Source organism: Skermanella rosea (assembly GCF_016806835.2).
GTDB lineage: Bacteria > Pseudomonadota > Alphaproteobacteria > Azospirillales > Azospirillaceae > Skermanella > Skermanella rosea.
The window spans coordinates 2,316,489-2,336,852 of sequence record NZ_CP086111.1 but is presented as its reverse complement, the minus strand read 5'-3'; the positions used below and the strand labels follow the sequence as shown (position 1 = coordinate 2,336,852).

At 64.6% G+C, this 20,364-nt stretch carries 18 protein-coding genes and 2 tRNA genes; all 20 read right to left on the bottom strand.

The window, feature by feature from the left end:
• Entirely contained in the window at positions 1-810 is an 810-nt protein-coding gene (locus tag JL101_RS10655) for a biotin--[acetyl-CoA-carboxylase] ligase (RefSeq protein WP_203099000.1), read from the bottom strand.
• Positions 807-2,264, bottom strand: coding sequence for an NADH-quinone oxidoreductase subunit NuoN (nuoN, locus tag JL101_RS10650; protein WP_203099001.1), 1,458 nt, complete (start codon positions 2,262-2,264; stop codon positions 807-809). Before nuoN ends, JL101_RS10655 begins: the two co-directional genes overlap by 4 nt.
• Positions 2,265-2,282: 18 nt before the next feature.
• On the bottom strand, positions 2,283-3,797 hold the full coding sequence (locus JL101_RS10645; RefSeq protein WP_203099002.1) for an NADH-quinone oxidoreductase subunit M: 1,515 nt from the start codon (positions 3,795-3,797) through the stop codon (positions 2,283-2,285).
• 21 nt (positions 3,798-3,818) lie between these two features.
• Positions 3,819-5,744 (bottom strand): NADH-quinone oxidoreductase subunit L, encoded by a 1,926-nt coding sequence (gene nuoL / locus JL101_RS10640; protein ID WP_203099003.1) that lies wholly within the window; start codon positions 5,742-5,744, stop codon positions 3,819-3,821.
• Positions 5,745-5,754: 10 nt separating this feature from the next.
• Positions 5,755-6,063 carry an NADH-quinone oxidoreductase subunit NuoK gene (gene nuoK / locus JL101_RS10635; RefSeq protein WP_201080726.1) on the bottom strand — a complete coding sequence of 103 codons (309 nt, stop codon included), beginning with the start codon at positions 6,061-6,063 and terminating at the stop codon, positions 5,755-5,757.
• Positions 6,064-6,678, bottom strand: a complete 615-nt coding sequence (locus JL101_RS10630; protein WP_203099004.1) for an NADH-quinone oxidoreductase subunit J — start codon at positions 6,676-6,678, stop codon at positions 6,064-6,066.
• A gap of 137 nt (positions 6,679-6,815) precedes the next feature.
• The gene (gene nuoI / locus JL101_RS10625) at positions 6,816-7,304 is read right to left on the bottom strand and encodes an NADH-quinone oxidoreductase subunit NuoI (RefSeq protein ID WP_203099005.1); all 489 of its coding nucleotides are present in this window, start codon (positions 7,302-7,304) and stop codon (positions 6,816-6,818) included.
• Between the two features lie 71 nt (positions 7,305-7,375).
• Entirely contained in the window at positions 7,376-8,383 is a 1,008-nt protein-coding gene (gene nuoH, locus JL101_RS10620; protein ID WP_203099006.1) for an NADH-quinone oxidoreductase subunit NuoH, read from the bottom strand.
• Positions 8,376-10,439 (bottom strand): NADH-quinone oxidoreductase subunit NuoG, encoded by a 2,064-nt coding sequence (gene nuoG / locus JL101_RS10615; RefSeq protein ID WP_203099007.1) that lies wholly within the window; start codon positions 10,437-10,439, stop codon positions 8,376-8,378. The genes nuoH and nuoG overlap by 8 nt, the downstream gene beginning before the upstream one ends.
• A gap of 33 nt (positions 10,440-10,472) precedes the next feature.
• Positions 10,473-11,762, bottom strand: a complete 1,290-nt coding sequence (nuoF, locus tag JL101_RS10610; protein WP_201080736.1) for an NADH-quinone oxidoreductase subunit NuoF — start codon at positions 11,760-11,762, stop codon at positions 10,473-10,475.
• A gap of 9 nt (positions 11,763-11,771) precedes the next feature.
• Positions 11,772-12,422 carry an NADH-quinone oxidoreductase subunit NuoE gene (nuoE, locus tag JL101_RS10605; protein ID WP_203099008.1) on the bottom strand — a complete coding sequence of 217 codons (651 nt, stop codon included), beginning with the start codon at positions 12,420-12,422 and terminating at the stop codon, positions 11,772-11,774.
• Complete coding sequence (locus JL101_RS10600) at positions 12,419-13,615, bottom strand: NADH-quinone oxidoreductase subunit D (protein WP_201080740.1); 1,197 nt, start codon at positions 13,613-13,615, stop codon at positions 12,419-12,421. The genes nuoE and JL101_RS10600 overlap by 4 nt, the downstream gene beginning before the upstream one ends.
• A complete protein-coding gene (locus tag JL101_RS10595) occupies positions 13,615-14,256 on the bottom strand; it encodes an NADH-quinone oxidoreductase subunit C (RefSeq protein ID WP_203099009.1) in 642 nt (213 codons plus the stop codon). The genes JL101_RS10600 and JL101_RS10595 overlap by 1 nt, the downstream gene beginning before the upstream one ends.
• Positions 14,257-14,274: 18 nt before the next feature.
• Positions 14,275-14,913 carry a NuoB/complex I 20 kDa subunit family protein gene (locus JL101_RS10590; protein ID WP_407697424.1) on the bottom strand — a complete coding sequence of 213 codons (639 nt, stop codon included), beginning with the start codon at positions 14,911-14,913 and terminating at the stop codon, positions 14,275-14,277.
• Positions 14,883-15,251 carry an NADH-quinone oxidoreductase subunit A gene (locus JL101_RS10585; protein WP_201080744.1) on the bottom strand — a complete coding sequence of 123 codons (369 nt, stop codon included), beginning with the start codon at positions 15,249-15,251 and terminating at the stop codon, positions 14,883-14,885. The genes JL101_RS10590 and JL101_RS10585 overlap by 31 nt, the downstream gene beginning before the upstream one ends.
• 226 nt (positions 15,252-15,477) lie before the next feature.
• Positions 15,478-15,554 (bottom strand) — tRNA-Asp (locus JL101_RS10580).
• 221 nt (positions 15,555-15,775) lie between these two features.
• Positions 15,776-15,850: transfer RNA gene (locus JL101_RS10575), tRNA-Val, on the bottom strand.
• A gap of 157 nt (positions 15,851-16,007) precedes the next feature.
• Positions 16,008-16,280, bottom strand: coding sequence for an HU family DNA-binding protein (locus tag JL101_RS10570; protein WP_203099010.1), 273 nt, complete (start codon positions 16,278-16,280; stop codon positions 16,008-16,010).
• A 151-nt stretch (positions 16,281-16,431) separates the two neighbouring features.
• On the bottom strand, positions 16,432-18,840 hold the full coding sequence (lon, locus tag JL101_RS10565; protein WP_203099011.1) for an endopeptidase La: 2,409 nt from the start codon (positions 18,838-18,840) through the stop codon (positions 16,432-16,434).
• A gap of 157 nt (positions 18,841-18,997) precedes the next feature.
• Complete coding sequence (gene clpX / locus JL101_RS10560) at positions 18,998-20,263, bottom strand: ATP-dependent Clp protease ATP-binding subunit ClpX (protein WP_201080750.1); 1,266 nt, start codon at positions 20,261-20,263, stop codon at positions 18,998-19,000.
• Positions 20,264-20,364 lie beyond the last annotated feature (101 nt).

Sequence of the window (20,364 nt, the reverse complement as noted above, 5' to 3'; positions counted from 1 at the left end):
TCAGGTCCCTCCGCCTGATCCGGGCGAAGAAAGCCCCGGGAAAAACACATCCCCGGCCGTGATCCGGCGGCGCTCCCCGCCGTCCAGGTCGAGCAGCAAGGCGCCGTCCGCATCCAGATCCGCGAACACGCCGGTCAGCGTCCGGTCGGACAGCCTGACGGTGATCGGACCCCCGATCCCGCGGGCGAGCTGAAGCCAGCCCTCCCGGACCGGCGCGAAGCCGTCGGCCTTCCACGCGTCGTACCAGGTGGAGAAGGCCTGGGCGAAACGCACCAGGACCGGCCCGGGCTCGTCGAGCCGGCTGCACTCGTTGCGCAGGGAGGTCGCGGGAAACTCGGAAGCAGGCGGGTAATGCTGGACATTGATGCCGACGCCCACGACCAGCCAGTCGATGTTCCCGGCCTCGTCCGTTTCGGATTCTAGCAGGATGCCCGCAGCCTTCCGGTCGTCCAGAAGAAGGTCGTTCGGCCATTTGCACTGGCAGACGGCTTCGGGGAGCAGCGGCTGGAGCGCATCGGCCAGCGCCCCGGCCGTCACGAACGACAGCTGGGCCGCGGAGGCCGGCCGGCAGCCCGGACGGAGGATCAGGCTGACATACAGGTTGCCCTCCGGCGAGACCCACGGCCTGCCCCGGCGTCCCCGGCCCTCGGTCTGCCGAAGAGCCCACACGAGGGTGCCGTGGACGGCACCCTCGTCGCGGGCGAGGCGCTTGGCCTCGTCGTTGGTGCTCCCCAGGCTGTCGTATGCCTTCAGATTGTAGGCCGACGGCAGCCCGGGCAGCACCCGGTTCGCTGGAACCGGCCCGCTCATCCAGCGAAGAGCGAGGCCGCGGCCGCGGCTGCGCCGTCGAGCAGGGGGGCCGGGAAGAAGAAGAAGAGCAGCGTGAACAGGCTCGTGCCGGCGATCACCAGGGTCATCTCGCTGCTGATATTCCGGTCGAGCGGCTCAACCGGCTCGTCGAAATACATGACCTTGATGATTCGCAGGTAATAGAAGGCGCCCACCACACTCGCCAGCACGCCGAGCACCGCCAGGGAATAGAGGTGCGCCTGGATGGCCGCCTGGAAGACGAACAGCTTGGCGAAGAAACCCGCCGCCGGCGGGATGCCGGCCATGGAGAACATGAAGATCAGCATGGCCAGGGCGAGCATCGGGTGGGTCTTAGACAGGCCCGCCAGATCGGTGATCTCCTCGACCATCCGGCCGTTCTGGCGCATGCACAGGATGACGCCGAAGGTGCCGATGTTCATGAAGATGTAGATCGCCATGTAGAACATCACGCCGCGGACGCCGAGCTCGGTCCCGGCGGCGAGCCCGACCAGGGCGAACCCGATGTGGCCGATCGAGCTGTAGGCCATCAGGCGCTTGATGTTGGTCTGGCCGATCGCGGCGAACGATCCCAGCACCATGGAGGCCAGCGCGGTGAAGTAGATGATCTGGCGCCACTGGTCGACCATCGCGCCGAACGGCTCGATCAGCAAACGGACGAACAGGGCGATGGCGGCGACCTTGGGAGCGACGGCGAAGAAGGCGGTCACCGGCGTCGGCGCACCTTCATACACGTCCGGCGTCCACATGTGGAACGGCACCGCGGAGATCTTGAAGGCCAGGCCGGCGGCCACGAAGGTCAGCCCGACGATCAGGCCGATCGAGGCATGCCCGGTCTGCTGGGCATGGGTCGCGAAGAGCTGGGCCAGGGTGGTGAAGTTGGTCGTGCCGGCGAAGCCGTAGACCAGGGAGGCGCCGTACAGCAGCATGCCCGAGGACAGGGCGCCGAGCACGAAGTACTTCAGGCCCGCCTCGCTCGACTTGGCGAAGTCGCGCCGGAAGGCGGCGATGACGTAGAGCGCCAGGCTCTGCAGCTCCAGGCCGACATAGAGAGAGATGAGGTCGTTGGCCGACACCATCATCAGCATGCCGACCGTGGCGAGCAGCATCAGCACCGGGAACTCGATCCGCTTCATCTGCTCGCGCTCGATATAGTTGATCGAGACGAGCACGGACAGGGCGGAGCCGATCAGCACCAGCACCTTCATGAAACCGCCGAAGCTGTCCATGATGAAGAGGTTGCTGAAGGTGATCTCGCGGGTACCCGGGCCGGACAGCACCATCACCGCGGCGACCAGCAGGACGCCGACCGTCAGGTAGGAGATCAGCCGCGTGCTGCCGTCGCCCCGGAAGACGCCCAGCATCAGCAGGGCCATGGCCGATACGGCCATGAAGATCTCCGGCAGGGCCGGCATCAGATCGGGAAATTCGGTCATTTTGCTTGTTCCCCCGCCTTATCGTACCGCGACGGCGGTACCGGCACCGTCGGCCAGAGCGGTTTGGTAATTCGTGATCAGGGCTTCGACCGACACCGACATGACGTTCAGGAAGCTGGAGGGGTAGATCCCCATCCACAGCACCAGCACGATCAGTGGCACGAAGATCGCGACTTCACGCGGGGTGAGGTCCAGCATGCCCTTGACGTCGTCCCGGGTGATCTTGCCGAAGATGATGCGGCGGTAGAGCCACAGCATATAGGCGGCGCCCAGGATGATGCCGATGGTCGCCAGGAACGCCACCCAGGTGTTGTCCTGGAACGCGCCGATGAGGATCAGGAACTCGCCGACGAAGCCGCTGGTGCCGGGCAGCCCGACCGATGCCAGCATCATGATCATGAAGACGACGGCGTATTTCGGCATGTTGTGGACCAGCCCGCCGTAGCGCGCGATCTCGCGGGTGTGCAGCCGGTCGTAGACCACACCGACGCAGAGGAAGAGCGCGCCGGACACGATGCCGTGGCTGAGCATCTGGAACAGCGAGCCTTCCACGCCCTGCTGGGTCATGGTGAACATGCCGATCGTGACGAAGCCCATATGGGCGATCGACGAGTAGGCGATCAGCTTCTTCATGTCCTCCTGCGCCAGCGCGACCAGGGAGGTGTAGATGATTGCCACCACGCTCAGGGTATAGATCAGCGGGGTGAAGTACTCGGTCGCCTCGGGCAGGATGGGGATCGAGAAGCGCAGGAAGCCGTAGCCGCCCATCTTCAGCAGCACGCCGGCCAGGATGACGGAACCGGCGGTCGGCGCCTCCACGTGGGCGTCGGGCAGCCAAGTGTGGACGGGCCACATCGGCACCTTGACCGCGAAGGAGGCGAACAGCGCCAGCCAAAGCCAGATCTGCATGCTGCGCGGGAAGTCGGTCTGCATCAGCGTCGGCAAGTCGGTCGTGCCGGCGACGAAATACATGGCCAGGATCGCCAGCAGCATCAGCACCGAGCCGAGCAGCGTGTAGAGGAAGAACTTGAACGCCGCGTAGACGCGCCGGGCGCCGCCCCAGACCCCGATGATCAGGAACATCGGGATCAGCACGCCCTCGAAGAACATGTAGAAGAGGACGAAGTCCAGCGCGCAGAACATGCCGACCATCAGGGTCTCGAGGACCAGGAAGGCGATCATGTACTCCTTGACGCGGGTCTTCACCGACTCCCAGCTCGACAGGATGCAGAGCGGCGTCAGGAAGGTCGAGAGCAGCACGAACAGCACGGAGATGCCGTCCACGCCCATGTGGTAATAGACGTTGAACGCCGGGATCCACTCGACCCGTTCCACCATCTGGAACGCGGCGGAGGAACTGTCGAAGTTCAACCAGATGAACACCGACAGCACGAAGGTGATCAGCGAGGTCCACAACGCCACGTTACGGGCGTTGCGCGCCACAACATCGGGTTCACCGCGGATCAGCAGGATGAACGCGGCACCGACGAGCGGCAGGAATGTCGTCAGCGACAGGATGGGCCAGCCAGCCATGATCAGTCTTGCCTCGCCGTATCAACCGAAGAAGTAGAACCAGCCGACCAGCAGCACCACGCCGATCACCATCGCGAACGCGTAGTGATAGACATAGCCGGACTGCAGGCGGGCGGCGCGGAGTGCGACGTCGCGGGTGGCGGCGGCGACGCCGTCGGGGCCGACGCCGTCGATGATGGCGCCATCACCGGACTTCCAGAGGCCGTAGCCCAGGAACTTGGCCGGCTGGACGAACAGCCTGTCGTAAAGCTCGTCGAACATCCACTTGCGATAGACGAACCGATAGACCGCGCCCAGCTTCGAGGCCACCAGGGAAGGCAGGTGCGGCATGAACATGTAGAACAGGTACGCCAGCCCGATGCCGATCAGGCCGACCACGAACGGTGCCAGCGGAACCCAGCCCGGCACGTGGTGCGCGGCCTCGACCGTGTCGTGCTCGTGCAGGACGAAGATCGCCTTGCCCCAGAACTCCGCCCGGTTCTCGCCGACGAACCAGCCATAGGCCACGACGCCGGAGAACAGTGCGCCGATCGCCAGGACCCCCAGGGGGATCGTCATGATCAGCGGGCTTTCGTGGACATGGGCCATGACCCGGTCGTTGGCCTGCGGCTTGCCGTGGAAGGTCATGATGATCAGGCGCCAGGAATAGAATGCCGTCATGAGCGCCGCGGCGATGCCGAGCCAGAAGGCATAGGTGCCGACGCCGGAATGGGCGGCGTAGGCTGCCTCCAGGATGATGTCCTTGGAGTAGTAGCCGGCGAAGAACGGGATGCCGGCAAGCGCCAGGCTGCCGATCCACATCATCGCGTAGGTCACCGGGATCAGGCGCCAGATGCCGCCCATCTTGCGCATGTCCTGCTCGTCCGACATGGCATGGATCACCGACCCGGCACCGAGGAACAGCAGGGCCTTGAAGAAGGCGTGCGTCATCAGGTGGAACATCGCCGCGCTGTAGGCGGAGACGCCGAGCGCGAAGAACATGTAGCCGAGCTGGCTCATGGTCGAATAGGCGATGACCCGCTTGATGTCGAACTGGGTCAGGCCGATCGTCGCGGCGACGAAGGCGGTCGAGGCACCGACGACGGCGATGACGTTGAGGGCGATCGGGGCGTATTCGAAGATCGGCGACAGGCGGGCGACCATGAAGACGCCGGCGGTGACCATCGTCGCGGCGTGGATCAGCGCCGACACCGGCGTCGGCCCCTCCATCGCGTCCGGCAGCCAGGTGTGCAGGCCGAGCTGCGCCGACTTGCCCATGGCGCCCATGAAGAGCAGCAGGCAGGCGACGGTCAGCGCGTCGAGGTCGAAGCCCAGGAAATTGATGGAGTGGCCGGCCATCTGCGGCGCCGCGGCGAACACGGTGTCGAAATGGACCGAGCCGAACAGGAAGAAGATCGCCATGATGCCGAGGGCGAAGCCGAAGTCGCCGACCCGGTTCACGATGAACGCCTTCATGGACGCCGCGTTGGCGCTCGGCTTCTCATACCAGAAGTTGATCAGCAGGTACGACGCCAGCCCCACGCCTTCCCAGCCGAAATACATCTGGACGAAGTTGTCCGCCGTCACCAGCATCAGCATGAAGAAGGTGAACAGGCTGAGATAGGCCATGAAGCGCGGCTTGTGGTGGTCGTGGCTCATGTACCCGATCGAGTAGACATGGACCATCGACGACACGACGTTCACGACGATCAGCATGACCGCGGTCAGCGTGTCGAACTTGAGCGCCCACGACACCTCGAAGGTGCCGCTGTCGATCCAGGTCATCAGCTCGACGGTGCGGGCATTGCCGTTCAGCGCGACGTCGACGAAAAGCCAGATGGAGATGAGGGCCGAGACGCAGACGGCGCCCGACGTGACGATCTGGGACCCGCGGTCGCCGATGAAGCGCCCGAAGAATCCCGCGATGAAAGCCGCCAGGAGCGGCAGGAAAATTGCTGCTACTTCCATGATCGCCGCCTCAGCCCTTCATCATGTTGATGTCGTCCACGGCGATGGTGCCGCGGTTGCGGAAGTAGACGACCAGGATGGCGAGGCCGATCGCGGCTTCGGCCGCCGCGACGGTCAGGATGAACATCGCGAAGACCTGACCGACCAGGTCATTGAGGAAGACCGAGAACGACACCAGATTGATGTTGACGGCCAGAAGGATCAGCTCGACCGACATCAGGATGATGATCACGTTCTTGCGGTTCAGGAAGATCCCGAAAACGCCCAGCGTGAAAACGATCGACGCGACGGTGAGGTAGTGGGCGAGACCGATTTCCATTCAGACACCTCCCCGGGTCGGGACCTTGCGGATCGCGACCACTTCTTCGCGACGGCGGCTCACCTGGGTGCTGATGTTCTGACGGCGCACGCCTTCGCGCTGCCGCAGCGTCAGCACGATGGCGCCGATCATCGCGATCAGCAGGATCAGGCCGGCCGCCTGGAACAGATAGACGTAATGGGTGTAGATCAGCAGGCCCAGGGCGTGGGTGTTGGTGATCTGGTCGGGAGCCGGGATCGGCGCCGCGGAGACGGCCGCGAGGTCCGGCACGATCACCCAGGTCCCCAGCACCAGCGCCAGCTCGACCAGCAGGATGAGGCCCACGGTGATGCCGATCGGCAGATACTGGAGCGCCCCCGACCGCAGCTCGCGGAAATTGATGTCCAGCATCATGACCACGAACAGGAAGAGCACTGCGACGGCGCCGACATAGACGATCACCAGGATCATCGCCACGAACTCCGCGCCGATCAGCACGAACAGCCCCGCGGCGTTGAAGAAGGCGAGGATCAGGAAGAGCACCGAGTGCACCGGGTTGCGGGCCGCGATGACCATGACGGCCGATGCCACCAGGATCGCGGCGAAGAAATAGAAAGCCAGGCTCTGCACGATCATGGCGTTCCCCGCCTCTTGTGATGAGGGAAGGTGTCTGTGCTCACTTCCGGAGTCCCTTTGTCGGGTTCTTGCAGTGTCTTGCGGACCGTCCGGGACCCCGCCGCGATCGCGGCGGAGACCCCGCACGGGTTGGGGTTTTAGCGATAGGGAGCGTCGACCGCAACGTTCGCGGCGAGCTGGGCCTCCCAGCGATCGCCGTTCTGGAGCAGTCTTTCCTTATTGTAGAAAAGCTCTTCACGAGTCTCCGTGGAAAACTCGAAATTCGGTCCCTCGACGATGGCGTCCACCGGGCAGGCCTCCTGGCACAGGCCGCAATAGATGCATTTCGTCATGTCGATGTCGTAGCGGGTCGTACGACGGCTGCCGTCGTCACGCGGCTCGGCCTCGATCGTGATGGCCAGGGCCGGGCAGACGGCTTCGCACAGCTTGCAGGCGATGCAGCGCTCTTCCCCGTTGGGATAACGGCGCAACGCGTGCTCGCCCCGGAACCGCGGGCTGATCGGCCCCTTCTCGAAGGGATAGTTCAGGGTCACCCGCGGCCGGAACATATAGCTGAAAGTCAGGCCCAGTCCGGACAGCAATTCCGTCAGGAAGAAGCCCCGCGCAGTGCGATCCAGGAATGCCATGTCTTCAGTTCTCCTGTCATGCGCGCCGGGATCGAGAACCGTTCGGCGGCGCGCATGAGATCATGCAAGGGTTAGGGCAACCAGTCGAAGGCGACGAGCACGCCTGCGGTCAGGATCACCCAGAACAGCGAGAAGGGCAGAAACACCTTCCAGCCCAGCCGCATCAGCTGGTCGTAGCGGTAGCGCGGCACGGTGGCGCGGACCCAGAGGAAGACGAACAGGACGAACGCGATCTTGAGCGCAAACCAGATGGGTCCCGGGATCCAGTTGAACGGCGGGATGTCCAGCGGAGGAAGCCAGCCGCCTAGGAACAGGATCGACGTCATCGCGCTCATGAGGATCATGTTCGCGTACTCGCCCAGGAAGAACAGGGCGAAGGTCATCGCCGAATATTCGACGTTGTAACCGCCGACAAGTTCCGACTCGCCTTCCGGCAGGTCGAACGGCGCACGGTTCGTCTCGGCCAGGGCCGAAATGAAGAACACGACGAACATGGGCAGCAGCGGGATCGCGAACCATACCGTCTTCTGCGCCATGACCACGTCGGTCAGGTTCAACGAGCCGACGCACAGCAGCACGGTGATGATCACGAAGCCGATCGACACCTCGTAGGACACCATCTGGGCGGCCGAGCGGAGGCCGCCCAGGAAGGCGTATTTCGAGTTCGACGCCCATCCGGCCATGATGATGCCGTAGACGCCCAGCGACGAGATCGCGAACAGGTACAGCACGCCGACATTGATGTTCGCCAGCACCATCCCGGTGTCGAACGGGATCACCGCCCAGGCGATCAGGCTGAGCAGGAAGGTCAGCATCGGCGCGAAGACGAACACCACGCGGTTGGCACCCGCCGGGATGACCGTCTCCTTGCCGAACAGCTTGAGCCCGTCCGCGAGCGGCTGGAACAGACCGAAAGGACCGACCAGGTTGGGCCCCTGGCGCAGCTGCATGGCCGCCAGGACCTTGCGCTCGGCATAGGTCAGGTAGGCGACGCCGAGCAGCAGCGGGATGATGATGGCGACGATCTGGAGGACGATGATGATCGTCGGCCAGGCATAGCCGGTCCAAAGTTCAGCCATGGGTGCCGGTCCTCTCGTTGCCAGCCAGCACGAAGGTCTCGGTGCATTTCGCCATCGTGGCCGAGGCGCGGCTGATCGGGTCGGTCATGTAGTAGTTTTCTATCGGGCAGCGGAACGGCGCCGCGTCCACCGGGCCCGGCCGGCCGAACGGTCCCCACTCGGCGACCGTCAGCCCCTCGATGTTCCGGAAGGTCGGGCTGGTCTCGGCAAGCCGCTTGCGGACCTGGGCCAGGCTGTCATACGGCAGCCGGACGCCGAGTTGCTCGCCGAGCGCGCGCAGGATCTTCCAGTCCTCCCGGGCCTCGCCGAGCGGGAAGACCGCCATGCGCGCCATCTGGACCCGGCCCTCGGTGTTGACGTACAGGCCGTTCTTTTCCGTATAGGCGGCACCGGGCAGGATGACGTCGGCGCGATGGGCACCCCGGTCGCCGTGATGACCCTGGTAGATCACGAAGGAGTTGCCCAGCTTGGCCGTGTCGATCTCGTCGGCGCCCAGCAGGTAGACGACGTCGATCTGGCCGGCCGTGGCCGCTTCCAGGATGTCCGCGGTGCCCTTGCCGCCCTGCCCCGGAAGGAAGCCCATCTCCAGGCCGCCGACACGTGCCGCCGCGGTATGCAGCACGTTGAAGCCGTTCCAGCCGTCCTGGATCATGTTGTTGGCCTCGGCCGCCTGCCGGGCAAGCGCCTGGATCGCCGGACCGTCGGCCCGCCGCAGCGGTCCGGTGCCGAGGATCAGCATCGGCCGCTTGGCGTTCTTCAGCACGTCGCAGAACTCGTGCCGACCCTCGGCGATCTCCTGGAGGGTCTGCGGACCGGCGCCCAGGTAGGCGTAGGGATAGGTCAGGTCGCGCTGCTCGCCGACCACGCCCACCTTCAGGCCGCCCATCAGGTAGCGCTTGCGGATCCGCGCGTTGACCATCGGCGCTTCCCAGCGCGGGAAGGTGCCGACCAGCAGGATCGCGTCGGCCTTCTCGATGCCGGCGATCGTGGTGTTGAACAGGTAGCCCGCGCGCGCCGAGGTGTCGAACGCGGCGCCGTCCTGGCGGCAGTCGAGGTTTGCCGATCCGAGCCCCTCGACAAGGTCCTTCAGGGCCATCATGGACTCGGCGTCGCACAGGTCGCCGGCCAGGGCGGCGATCCGCTCGCCCGGAACGCCCTTCACGCGCTCGGCGATGGCGGCGAAGGCCTCGGCCCAGGTGGCAGGCTGCAGCTTGCCGTCACGGCGGACATAGGGCCGGTCCAGGCGCTGCCGCTTCAGGCCGTCGTAGTGGAAGCGGCTCTTGTCGGCCAGCCACTCCTCGTTGACGTCCTCGTTCAGCCGCGGGGTCAGCCGCATCACCTCGGGACCGCGGGTATCGACCCGGGTGTTGCTGCCGACCGCATCCATCACGTCGATGGTTTCGGTCTTGCGCAGTTCCCAGGGGCGGGTGGTGAAGGCATAGGGCTTGGAGGTCAGCGCGCCGACCGGGCACACGTCGATCAGGTTGCCGGACAGCTCGGACGAAATGGCCTGCTCGATGTAGGTCCCGACCTCCATGTGCTCGCCGCGGCCGGTGGCGCCCAGCTCGGGCACGCCGGCGATCTCGTCCGCGAAGCGGATGCAGCGGGTACAGTGGATGCACCGCGTCATGATCGTCTTGATCAGCGGCCCCAGGTACTTGTCCTTGACCGCCCGCTTGTTCTCCTGGAACCGCGAACGGTCGAACCCGTAGCCCATCGCCTGGTCCTGCAGATCGCACTCGCCGCCCTGGTCGCAGATCGGGCAGTCCAGCGGATGGTTGATCAGCAGGAACTCCATCACGCCCTTGCGCGCCTTGTGCACGAGCTCGGTGTTGGTCTTGATGACCATCCCCTCGCCGCACGGCATGGCGCAGGACGCGACCGGCTTGGGGGCCTTTTCCATCTCGACCAGGCACATGCGGCAGTTCGCCGGTACCGACAGCCGCTCATGGTAGCAGAAGCGCGGGATTTCGATGCCGATCTGCTCGCAGGCCTGCAGCACGGAAGTACCCGGCTCGACCTCGACCTCGATCCCGTCAATCGTTAGTTTGGGCATAGTGGTGTCTCGTCGCTACGTTCGGCTGCCGGGTCATTCCGCCGCGGCGCGCTGGGCGCCGGTGTACTGGAGGATTCGCCGTTCCATTTCGGGGCGGAAGTGCCGGATCAGGCCCTGCACGGGCCAGGCCGCCGCGTCACCCAGGGCGCAGATGGTGTGCCCCTCGATCTCCTTGGTGACATCGAACAGCATGTCGATCTCGTCGATGCGCGCCCTGCCCTGCGCCATGCGCTCCATCACGCGCCACAGCCAGCCGGTGCCCTCGCGGCACGGCGTGCACTGGCCGCAGCTCTCATGCATGTAGAACTTGGACAGGCGGGCGATCGCCTTGACGATGTCGGTGGACTTGTCCATGACGATGATCCCGGCGGTGCCGAGACCCGACCGGACCTCGCGCAGGCTGTCGAAATCCATCAGGACGGTGTCGCAGATCGACCGGGGCAGGACCGGAACCGACGAGCCGCCGGGAATGATGGCGAGCAGGTTGTCCCAGCCGCCGCGGACGCCGCCGGCATGCTTCTCGATCAGCTCCTTCAGAGGGATCCCCATCTCCTCTTCCACGTTGCACGGCTTGTTCACGTGGCCGGAGATGCAGAACACCTTGGTCCCGGTGTTCTTCGGACGGCCGAGGCCGGCGAACCAGGCGGCGCCCCGGCGCAGGATCGTCGGGACCACCGCGATGCTCTCGACGTTGTTGACCGTCGTCGGGCAGGAATAGAGGCCCGCCTGGGCCGGGAAAGGCGGCTTGTTGCGGGGCTGGCCCTTCTTGCCTTCCAGGCTCTCGATCAGCGCGGTCTCTTCGCCGCAGATATAGGCGCCGGCGCCGCGGTGAAGATAGAGGTCGAAGTCCCATCCCGACCCGCACGCGTTCTTGCCGATCAGGCCGGCCGCGTAGGCCTCGTCGATCGCGCGCTGGAGGTTGGAGCCCTCGTTGTAGAACTCACCCCGGATATAGATGTAGCAGGCGTTGGCGCCGATGGCGAAGCTGGCGATCAGGCAGCCCTCGATCAGCTTGTGCGGATCGTGGCGCATGATGTCGCGGTCCTTGCACGTACCCGGCTCGCCCTCGTCGGCGTTGATCACCAGATAGTGCGGCCGGTCGCCGGTCTGCTTGGGCATGAACGACCATTTGAGACCCGTGGAGAAGCCGGCGCCCCCGCGGCCGCGTAGCCCGGACTCCTTGGTCTCGTTGATGATCCATTCCCTGCCCTTCAGGATCAGGTCCCTGGTGTTGTCCCAATCACCCCGTCCACGCGCGGCGTCCAGCCCGAAATCCTCGAAGCCGTAGAGATTGGTGAAAATGCGGTCTTCGTCCCGAAGCATCACGCCCCCTCAGTCATCGCCGTGGGTGGAATCGGCAGCCGTCGCCGACGGCGCCTGCGGCACCCTGCCCTTCAACGTCGTCGGTCCCCCAGCCGGGCTGGAGGTCTGACGGCCGGAAACCGGCCCCGGTGCGGGCCGTTCGCCGCGCTTCAGGGCGTCCAGCAGGGCTTCCGTGCTGGCGGCGTCCAGATCCTCGTAGTAATCGTCGTTGATCTGGACCATCGGCGCATTCACGCAGGCGCCCAGGCACTCGACCTCGATCACGGTGAACTGGCCGTCCGGCGTGGTCTCGCCCAGCCCGATGCCGAGCTTGCGCTCGCACGCCTTGACGACATCGTCCGACCCGCGCAGCCAGCACGGCGTGGTGGTGCAGACCTGCACGAAGTGCTTACCGACGGGCTTTAGATTGTACATGGTGTAGAAGGTGGCCACCTCGTACACCCGGATGCGCGGCATGCTCAGCATGTCGGCGATGTAGTCCATGGCGGCGCGCGGCAGCCAGTTGTCGTTCTGGCGCTGTGCCAGATCGAGCAGGGGCATCACCGCGCTGGCCTGCTTGCCGGGCGGATACTTCGCGATGATGTGCTTGGCGCGTTCCAGGTTCTCCGCTGTGAAGGCGAAATCCTTCGGCCCTGCGGGCGCCGTTCCGTTTGCGCTCATCGATCGATTTCTCCGAACACGACATCCATGGACCCGATGATCGCCACCGTGTCCGCCAGCATGTGGCCTTTCGACATGAAGTCGAGGCCCTGGAGGTGGGCGAAGCCGGGCGCGCGGATCTTGCAGCGATACGGTTTGTTGGTTCCGTCGGACACCAGATAGACCCCGAACTCTCCCTTGGGCGCCTCGACCGCGGTGTAGGTCTCGCCGGCGGGCACGTGGTAGCCCTCGGTATAGAGCTTGAAGTGATGGATGAGGGCTTCCATCGACCGCTTCATTTCGCCGCGGCGCGGCGGAGCGATCTTGTGGTCCTGCACCTTCACCGGGCCGTCCGGCAGCTTCTCGAGGCACTGGCGCATGATCTTGTTCGACTCGCGCATCTCCTCCATGCGGACGAGATAGCGGGCGTAGCAGTCTCCTGTCAGGCCGACCGGAACGTCGAACTCCATCTGGTCGTAGACGTCATAGGGCTGCGCCTTGCGCAGGTCCCAGGCGACGTTCGAGGCGCGCAGCATCGGGCCGGTGAAGCCCCAGTCCAACGCTTCCTGCTCGCTGACGATGCCGATGTCGACGGTCCGCTGCTTGAAGATGCGGTTCTCCGACAGCAGGCCTTCCAGGTCGTCCATGAACTTCGGGAAGCGCTCGGTATATTCCCAGATGTCCTCGGCCAGGCCGGCCGGCAGGTCGAAGGCGACTCCGCCGGGACGGAAATAGTTGGCGTGGAGCCGGGCGCCACTCACCCGCTCATAGAACTCCATCAGCTTTTCGCGCTCCTCGAAGCCCCAGAGCGACGGCGTGATGGCGCCGACGTCGAGCGCGTAGGTGGTGATGTTGAGCAGGTGGTTCAGGATCCGGGTGATCTCGCTGAACATCACCCGGATATACTGGGCGCGCGGCGGCGGCGCTATGCGAAGCAGCTTCTCGACGCCCAGGGCGAAGGCATGCTCCTGGCACATGGGCGAGACATAGTCGAGGCGGTCGAAATAGGGCGTCGCCTGGAGATAGGTCTTGTATTCGATCAGCTTTTCCGTACCGCGGTGAAGCAGCCCGATATGGGGATCGGCACGCTCGACGACCTCGCCGTCCATCTCCAGCACGAGGCGCAGCACCCCGTGGGCCGCAGGGTGCTGCGGCCCGAAATTCATGGTGAACGGCTTGATCTTCGACTCGGCGGTGGTGGTCGCGGTCGCCATTACTTGTTGCTCCCCGGCTGGGCGGCGCCGGTGGGCGCCTCAGCCTTCTCGTCGCCCGGCAGCATGACATTGGTCATGCCCTCCCACGGGCTGAGGAAATCGAAGGATCGGAAATCCTGGGTCAGCTTGACCGGCTCGTAGACGACCCGCTTCTGCTCGTCGTCATAGCGCAGCTCGACGTAGCCCGTCAGCGGGAAGTCCTTGCGCAGGGGATGCCCCTCGAACCCGTAGTCCGTGAGGATCCTCCTCAGGTCGGGGTGATCCGAGAAGAAGATGCCGTACAGGTCCCAGGCCTCGCGCTCGAACCAGGGAGCGGCACTGAACACTTCCGAGATGGACGGGACGGGCGTGTCCTCATCGGTCGTCACCTTCACCCGGATGCGGAGATTGTGCTTCAGGCTGAGCAGATTGTAGACCACCTCGAAGCGCTCTTCGCGCGAGGGATAATCCGCCCCGCAGAGGTCGATCAGCTGCTTGAACTGGCAGCTGGTGTCGTCGCGCAGGAACGTCATGACGCGCACGATCGACTGGCGTTGCACCTTGATGATCAATTCGCCCAGCTCGATGCCGGCGGACAGTATGACGTCCGCCAGGCGCGCCTGGAGGTGATCGCTCAGTTCCTGAAGCGCTTGGTCGCTCATGATCCGGGACTGCCTTTATTAACGCGCGATGCGATTGCCGCGCTTGATCTTCTTCTGGAGTTGCAGAATCCCGTAGACCAGGGCTTCCGCAGTCGGCGGGCAACCGGGAACGTAGATATCGACCGGAACGATCCGGTCGCAGCCGCGCACCACCGAGTAGGAGTAGTGGTAATAGCCGCCGCCGTTGGCGCACGACCCCATGGAGATCACCCACCGGGGCTCCGCCATCTGGTCATAGACCTTGCGCAGCGCCGGCGCCATCTTGTTGCACAGGGTGCCGGCGACGATCATGACGTCGCTCTGACGCGGGCTCGGGCGCGGAATGACGCCGAACCGGTCGAGGTCGTAGCGGCTCATGTAGGCGTGGATCATCTCCACGGCGCAGCAAGCCAGACCGAAGGTCATGGGCCACAGGGAGCCGGTACGCGCCCAGTCGAGCAGGGCGTCGAACTTGGCGACGATGAAGCCCTTGTCCTGCAGTTCGTCCGTGACGGTCTTGAGATAGGCGTCCTGGTCGGCGCCCGGCGCCAGCGGCGCCCCCCGGCCCGGCAGGATCAGGCCCTGGGACGGCTGCCCGAGCCCGGGTTGGCCCAGGATGGTCTGGCCGGCGGACGGCTGGTTGGAAGTCACTCCCATTCCAGCGCTCCTTTCTTCCATTCATAGATGAAGCCGATGGTCAGTACGCCAAGGAACACGACCATCGACCAGAAACCAAACATTCCGATGTCACCAAGTGATATGGCCCATGGGAACAAAAACGCAACTTCCAGGTCGAAGATGATGAACAGAATGGCGACCAGATAGAACCGCACATCGAACTTGCTGCGGGCGTCATCGAAGGGCTCGAAACCGCATTCGTAGGCGGAGACCTTCTCGCTGTCCGGCTTCTGGGACGCGACCAGGAAGGATGCGGCGACGGCGGCACCTGCGATGACCACCGCAATCCCAAGGAAGATCAGGATGGGCAGGTATTCGACGACCAGGGGATTGGCCATAACGCTCCTCGCAGTGGACTGCCTTTCAGCGTGGCGAGCCCGGCGCATAGGGGCCGACTCGGAGCCAGCTTGGCAGCTTTTCAATTGGTTACCCGACCCGTCGGGCAGGGGCGAATATAGGCTGAAAGGGAGTCCAAGGAAAGACAATTAGGCGAAATTCCGCACGCGCAAAACGCGTCGCAGCTTTCGCTGAACGATTGATACTGCTTAGATTTTTTAGGGAAAATGGCGCGAGTGACGGGACTTGAACCCGCGGCCTCCGGCGTGACAGGCCGGCGCTCTAACCAACTGAGCTACACCCGCGTCGTGGTGGGCGCTAAGTACGACACGGCCCCGCCGCTGTCAATGGCTGAACGACATCAATCAGTCATCCGCGTCCAAAAAGGTTGCCAGACGGGTCGGTTTGCAATCGGGTCCCCTTCCCTTCGTGCCGCCGGCCGGATCGGGTGCGCCATTAGACCGCACCTCGGGACGGACCCCGTGGTCGATGCAGGGCCGGATGACGACGAGGGAAGGAGTGGGAATGGTGGGCGATGACGGGTTCGAACCGCCGACCCTCTCGGTGTAAACGAGACGCTCTACCGCTGAGCTAATCGCCCTTCCGCCCGGCCGGCAGTCGCCGCACCGGGTGAGGTCCTTCTAGCAACTGGAACCGGAACGCACAAGCCCGCGACCGGCGATGCGGTCGCGGGCTCGTGCCGCTCGGGACGAATGCCGTCGGCGCCGTCCGCCGTCAGGCTGTCCGTATGGGACGCCTCAGTTCAAGGCGTCCTTCAGGGTCTTGCCGGGCTTGAACTTCGGCTGCTTGGAAGCCGGAATGTCGATCTTCTCGCCGGTCCGCGGGTTGCGCCCCTCGGATGCCGCGCGCTCGGAAACGGCGAAGGTGCCGAAGCCGACGAGTCGCACTTCCTCGCCCTTCTTGAGCGTGCTGATGATGCCATCGAAAACGGCGTCGACCGCCTTGGTCGCGTCCGCCTTGGACAGGCTGGCCGCGTCCGCCACAAGCGCGACGAGATCATTCTTGTTCACTGGTGAGCCCCCCGTTGAAAACCGCCTAAACAAAGCATTGAACCCCCCGGCTCAACCCTCGCGCGGAAAATGTCTGCTGGGTCCGCTACGGCCCCCATGGTCGGAGGGGCCGCAGCGGCGCAGGGAATTTAGGCGGTTTCCGCGGCCGATCTCAATGCCGAATTACTTCCTCGCGGTCGGTATCACCACCCGGAGGGGTTACCTGGGCCTCCTCCGACGGTTCGCTCCACTCGATCGGCACGAGCGGCTGGGTCAAGGCATGCTGGAGCACCTCGTCACCCATGGACACCGGGATGATTCGCAGCCCCTTCTTGACGTTGTCGGGGATCTCCGCGAGGTCCTTCTCGTTGTCCTTGGGAATCAGGACGGTCTTGAGGCCGCCACGCAGGGCCGCCAGAAGCTTCTCCTTCAGCCCGCCGATCGGCAGGACCCGGCCACGCAGGGTGATCTCGCCGGTCATGGCGACATCCTTGCGGACAGGGATGCCGGTCAGCACCGACACGATCGAAGTCACCATGGCGACGCCGGCGGACGGACCGTCCTTCGGAGTCGCCCCCTCCGGAACGTGGACGTGGATGTCCTTCTTGCCGAACAGGTCGGGCCGGATGCCGAACACGGCGGCCCGCGACTTGACGTAACTCTCGGCCGCCTGGACCGATTCCTTCATCACGTCGCCGAGCTTGCCGGTGGTCGTCACCTTGCCCTTGCCGGGCAGCATGACCGCCTCGATCGACAGCAATTCGCCGCCGACCTCGGTCCAGGCCAAGCCGGTGGTGACGCCGACCAGATCCTCCAGCTCCGCTTCGCCGTAGCGGAACTTGCGGACGCCGGCATACTTGTCGAGGTTGCGGCGGTTGATCTGGACCTTGTCGAGACCCTTCATCAGGATCTCCTTGATCGCCTTCCGGGCAAGGTTGGCGATCTCGCGTTCCAGGCTGCGGACGCCGGCCTCCCGGGTGTAGTAGCGGATCAGGTCGCGCAGGGCGTCGTCGGAAACGGTGAACTCACCTTTCTTCAGGCCGTGCGACTTGAGCTGCTTCTCCAGCAGGTGGCGCTTGGCGATCTCGACCTTCTCGTCCTCGGTGTAGCCGGCGACGCGGATGATCTCCATGCGGTCAAGCAGCGGCTGCGGCATGCGCAGCGTGTTGGCCGTGCAGACGAACATCACGTCCGACAGGTCGTAGTCGACCTCCAGGTAATGGTCGGCGAAGGTGCCGTTCTGCTCCGGATCGAGCACCTCGAGCAGGGCCGACGACGGATCGCCGCGCCAGTCGGAGCCGAGCTTGTCTACCTCGTCCAGCAGGAACAGCGGGTTGGACGACTTCGCCTTCTTCATGCCCTGGATGACCTTGCCGGGCATCGAGCCGATATAGGTCCTGCGGTGGCCGCGGACCTCGGCCTCGTCACGGACTCCGCCCAGCGACATGCGGACGAAGTTGCGACCGGTGGCCTTGGCGATCGACTTGCCGAGCGAGGTCTTGCCGACGCCGGGCGGGCCGACCAGGCACAGGATCGGACCCTTGACCTTGGTCATGCGCTGCTGGACGGCGAGGTACTCGAGGATGCGCTCCTTGACCTTCTCCAGGCCGAAATGGTCGGCGTTCAGCACGCTCTCGGCCAGCTTGATGTCGCGCTTGATCTTCGTGCGCTTCTTCCAGGGAATGCTGACGATCCAGTCCAGGTAGTTGCGGACGACCGTCGCCTCGGCCGACATCGGGCTCATGGACCGCAGCTTCTTCAGCTCGGCCAGCGCCTTCTCGCGCGCGTCCTTGGACAGGCGGGTCTTGTTGATCCGGTCTTCCAGCTCAGCGACCTCGTCGCGACCGTCCTCCGACTCGCCCAGCTCCTTCTGGATGGCCTTCAGCTGCTCGTTCAGGTAGTACTCGCGCTGGGTCTTCTCCATCTGCCGCTTGACGCGGTTCCGGATGCGCTTCTCGACTTGAAGGACGCCGATCTCGCCTTCCATGAAGGCGTAGACCCGCTCCAGCCGCTCGCCGACCGTGGCGGTCTCCAGCAGCTGCTGCTTCTCGGGTATCTTCAGCGCCAGATGCGAGGCGACCGTATCGGCCAGCTTGCCGGCCTCGTCGATCTGGTTGATCGAGACCAGGACCTCGGGCGGAATCTTCTTGTTGAGCTTGATGTACTGCTCGAACTGCGAGACGACGGCGCGGGACAGGGCTTCGAGCTCCTGGGCCTCGCCGGCCTTTTCGTCGATCAGTTCGGCATGTGCCTGGAAGAAATCGTCGTTCTCGGAAAACTTGGTGATCGACGCCCGCTGGCCGCCCTCGACCAGCACCTTGACGGTGCCGTCCGGAAGCTTCAGCAGTTGGAGCACCGTACCGACGGTACCGACGGAGTAGATGTCCGCCGGGGAAGGATCGTCCTGGGCCGCGTTCTTCTGGGTGACCAGCAGGATCTGCTTGTCGTCCTTCATCACGTCTTCCAGCGCCCGCACGGACTTCTCGCGCCCTACGAACAGCGGCACGATCATGTGCGGAAAGACGACGATGTCCCTCAGCGGCAGGACCGGGTACAAAGCTCCACGGGGGATTTCAAACATATGGTGCGCCTCTCGTGTGAAGGCCGTCAGCCCGATATGGGCCTGAAAGGAGTCTCACCCCTGGTGGGCGTAAGGACAGGTGGCGGCTTGATCCTAACGTGGTCCAGACAGGCCGCCCCTTCAAGGTCTTGACACCTCGAAGGAGCGGCACGGGAACTCACGCTCCGGGCGCCAGGTCGCCGCGCCTGTCGGAATAGATGTAGAGAGGCTTGGACCGTCCCTCGACAACTTCCTTGTTGATCATGATCTCCTCCACGCCCTGGAGCCCGGGCAGCTCGAACATGGGATCCAGCAGGATGCCTTCCATGATCGAGCGCAGTCCGCGGGCGCCGGTCTTCCGCGCGATGGCCTTGTTGGCGATGCCCTTCAACGCTTCGTCGGCGAACTCCAGCCGGACATCCTCCATCTCGAACAGCCTCTGGTACTGCTTCACCAGGGCGTTCTTAGGCTTGGTGAGGATCTCCATCAGCGCCGCCTCGTCCAGGTCGGACAGGGTCGCGACCACCGGCAGCCGGCCGACGAATTCGGGGATCAGGCCGAATTTCAGCAGGTCCTCCGGTTCGACGTCCCGCAGGATCGCACCGGTCTGGCGCTCGTCCGGTCCCCGCACGTCCGCCCCGAAGCCGATCGAGGTGCCGCGCCCGCGCTGGGCGATGATCTTCTCGAGGCCGGCGAAGGCGCCGCCGCAGATGAACAGGATGTTGGTGGTGTCGACCTGCAGGAACTCCTGCTGGGGATGCTTCCGGCCACCCTGGGGCGGCACGGAGGCGACCGTCCCTTCCATGATCTTAAGCAGTGCCTGCTGCACGCCCTCGCCGGAGACGTCGCGGGTGATCGACGGGTTGTCGGACTTGCGGCTGATCTTGTCGACCTCGTCGATATAGACGATGCCGCGCTGCGCTCGCTCGACATTGTAGTCGGCGGCCTGCAGCAGCTTCAGGATGATGTTCTCGACGTCCTCGCCGACATATCCCGCCTCGGTCAGGGTCGTGGCGTCCGCCATGGTGAACGGCACGTCGATGATCCGGGCCAGCGTCTGGGCCAGCAGCGTCTTGCCGCACCCGGTCGGGCCGATCAGGAGGATGTTGGATTTCGCCAGTTCGACGTCGTTGTGCTTGGTGCCGTGGGCCAGTCGCTTGTAGTGGTTGTGCACCGCGACCGACAGAACCCTCTTCGCGTGATCCTGGCCGATCACATAGTCGTCCAGCACGGCATGTATGTCGCGCGGAGTCGGCACCCCGTCACGGGACTTCACCAGCGTCGTCTTGTTCTCTTCGCGGATGATGTCCATGCATAGTTCGACGCATTCATCGCAGATGAACACCGTCGGGCCGGCAATCAGCTTGCGCACCTCATGCTGGCTCTTTCCGCAGAAGGAGCAGTAGAGGGTATTCTTCGAATCGCCGCCGGTGGACTTGGTCATATGGGCTCCGTCACAGCACCGAGTGGCGTTCGGTCCGGCGACCCGTTGGTACAGCTTGGGCGAACAACCGTTCCAAACGCCTTTCAGAAACAGGGTGTCCC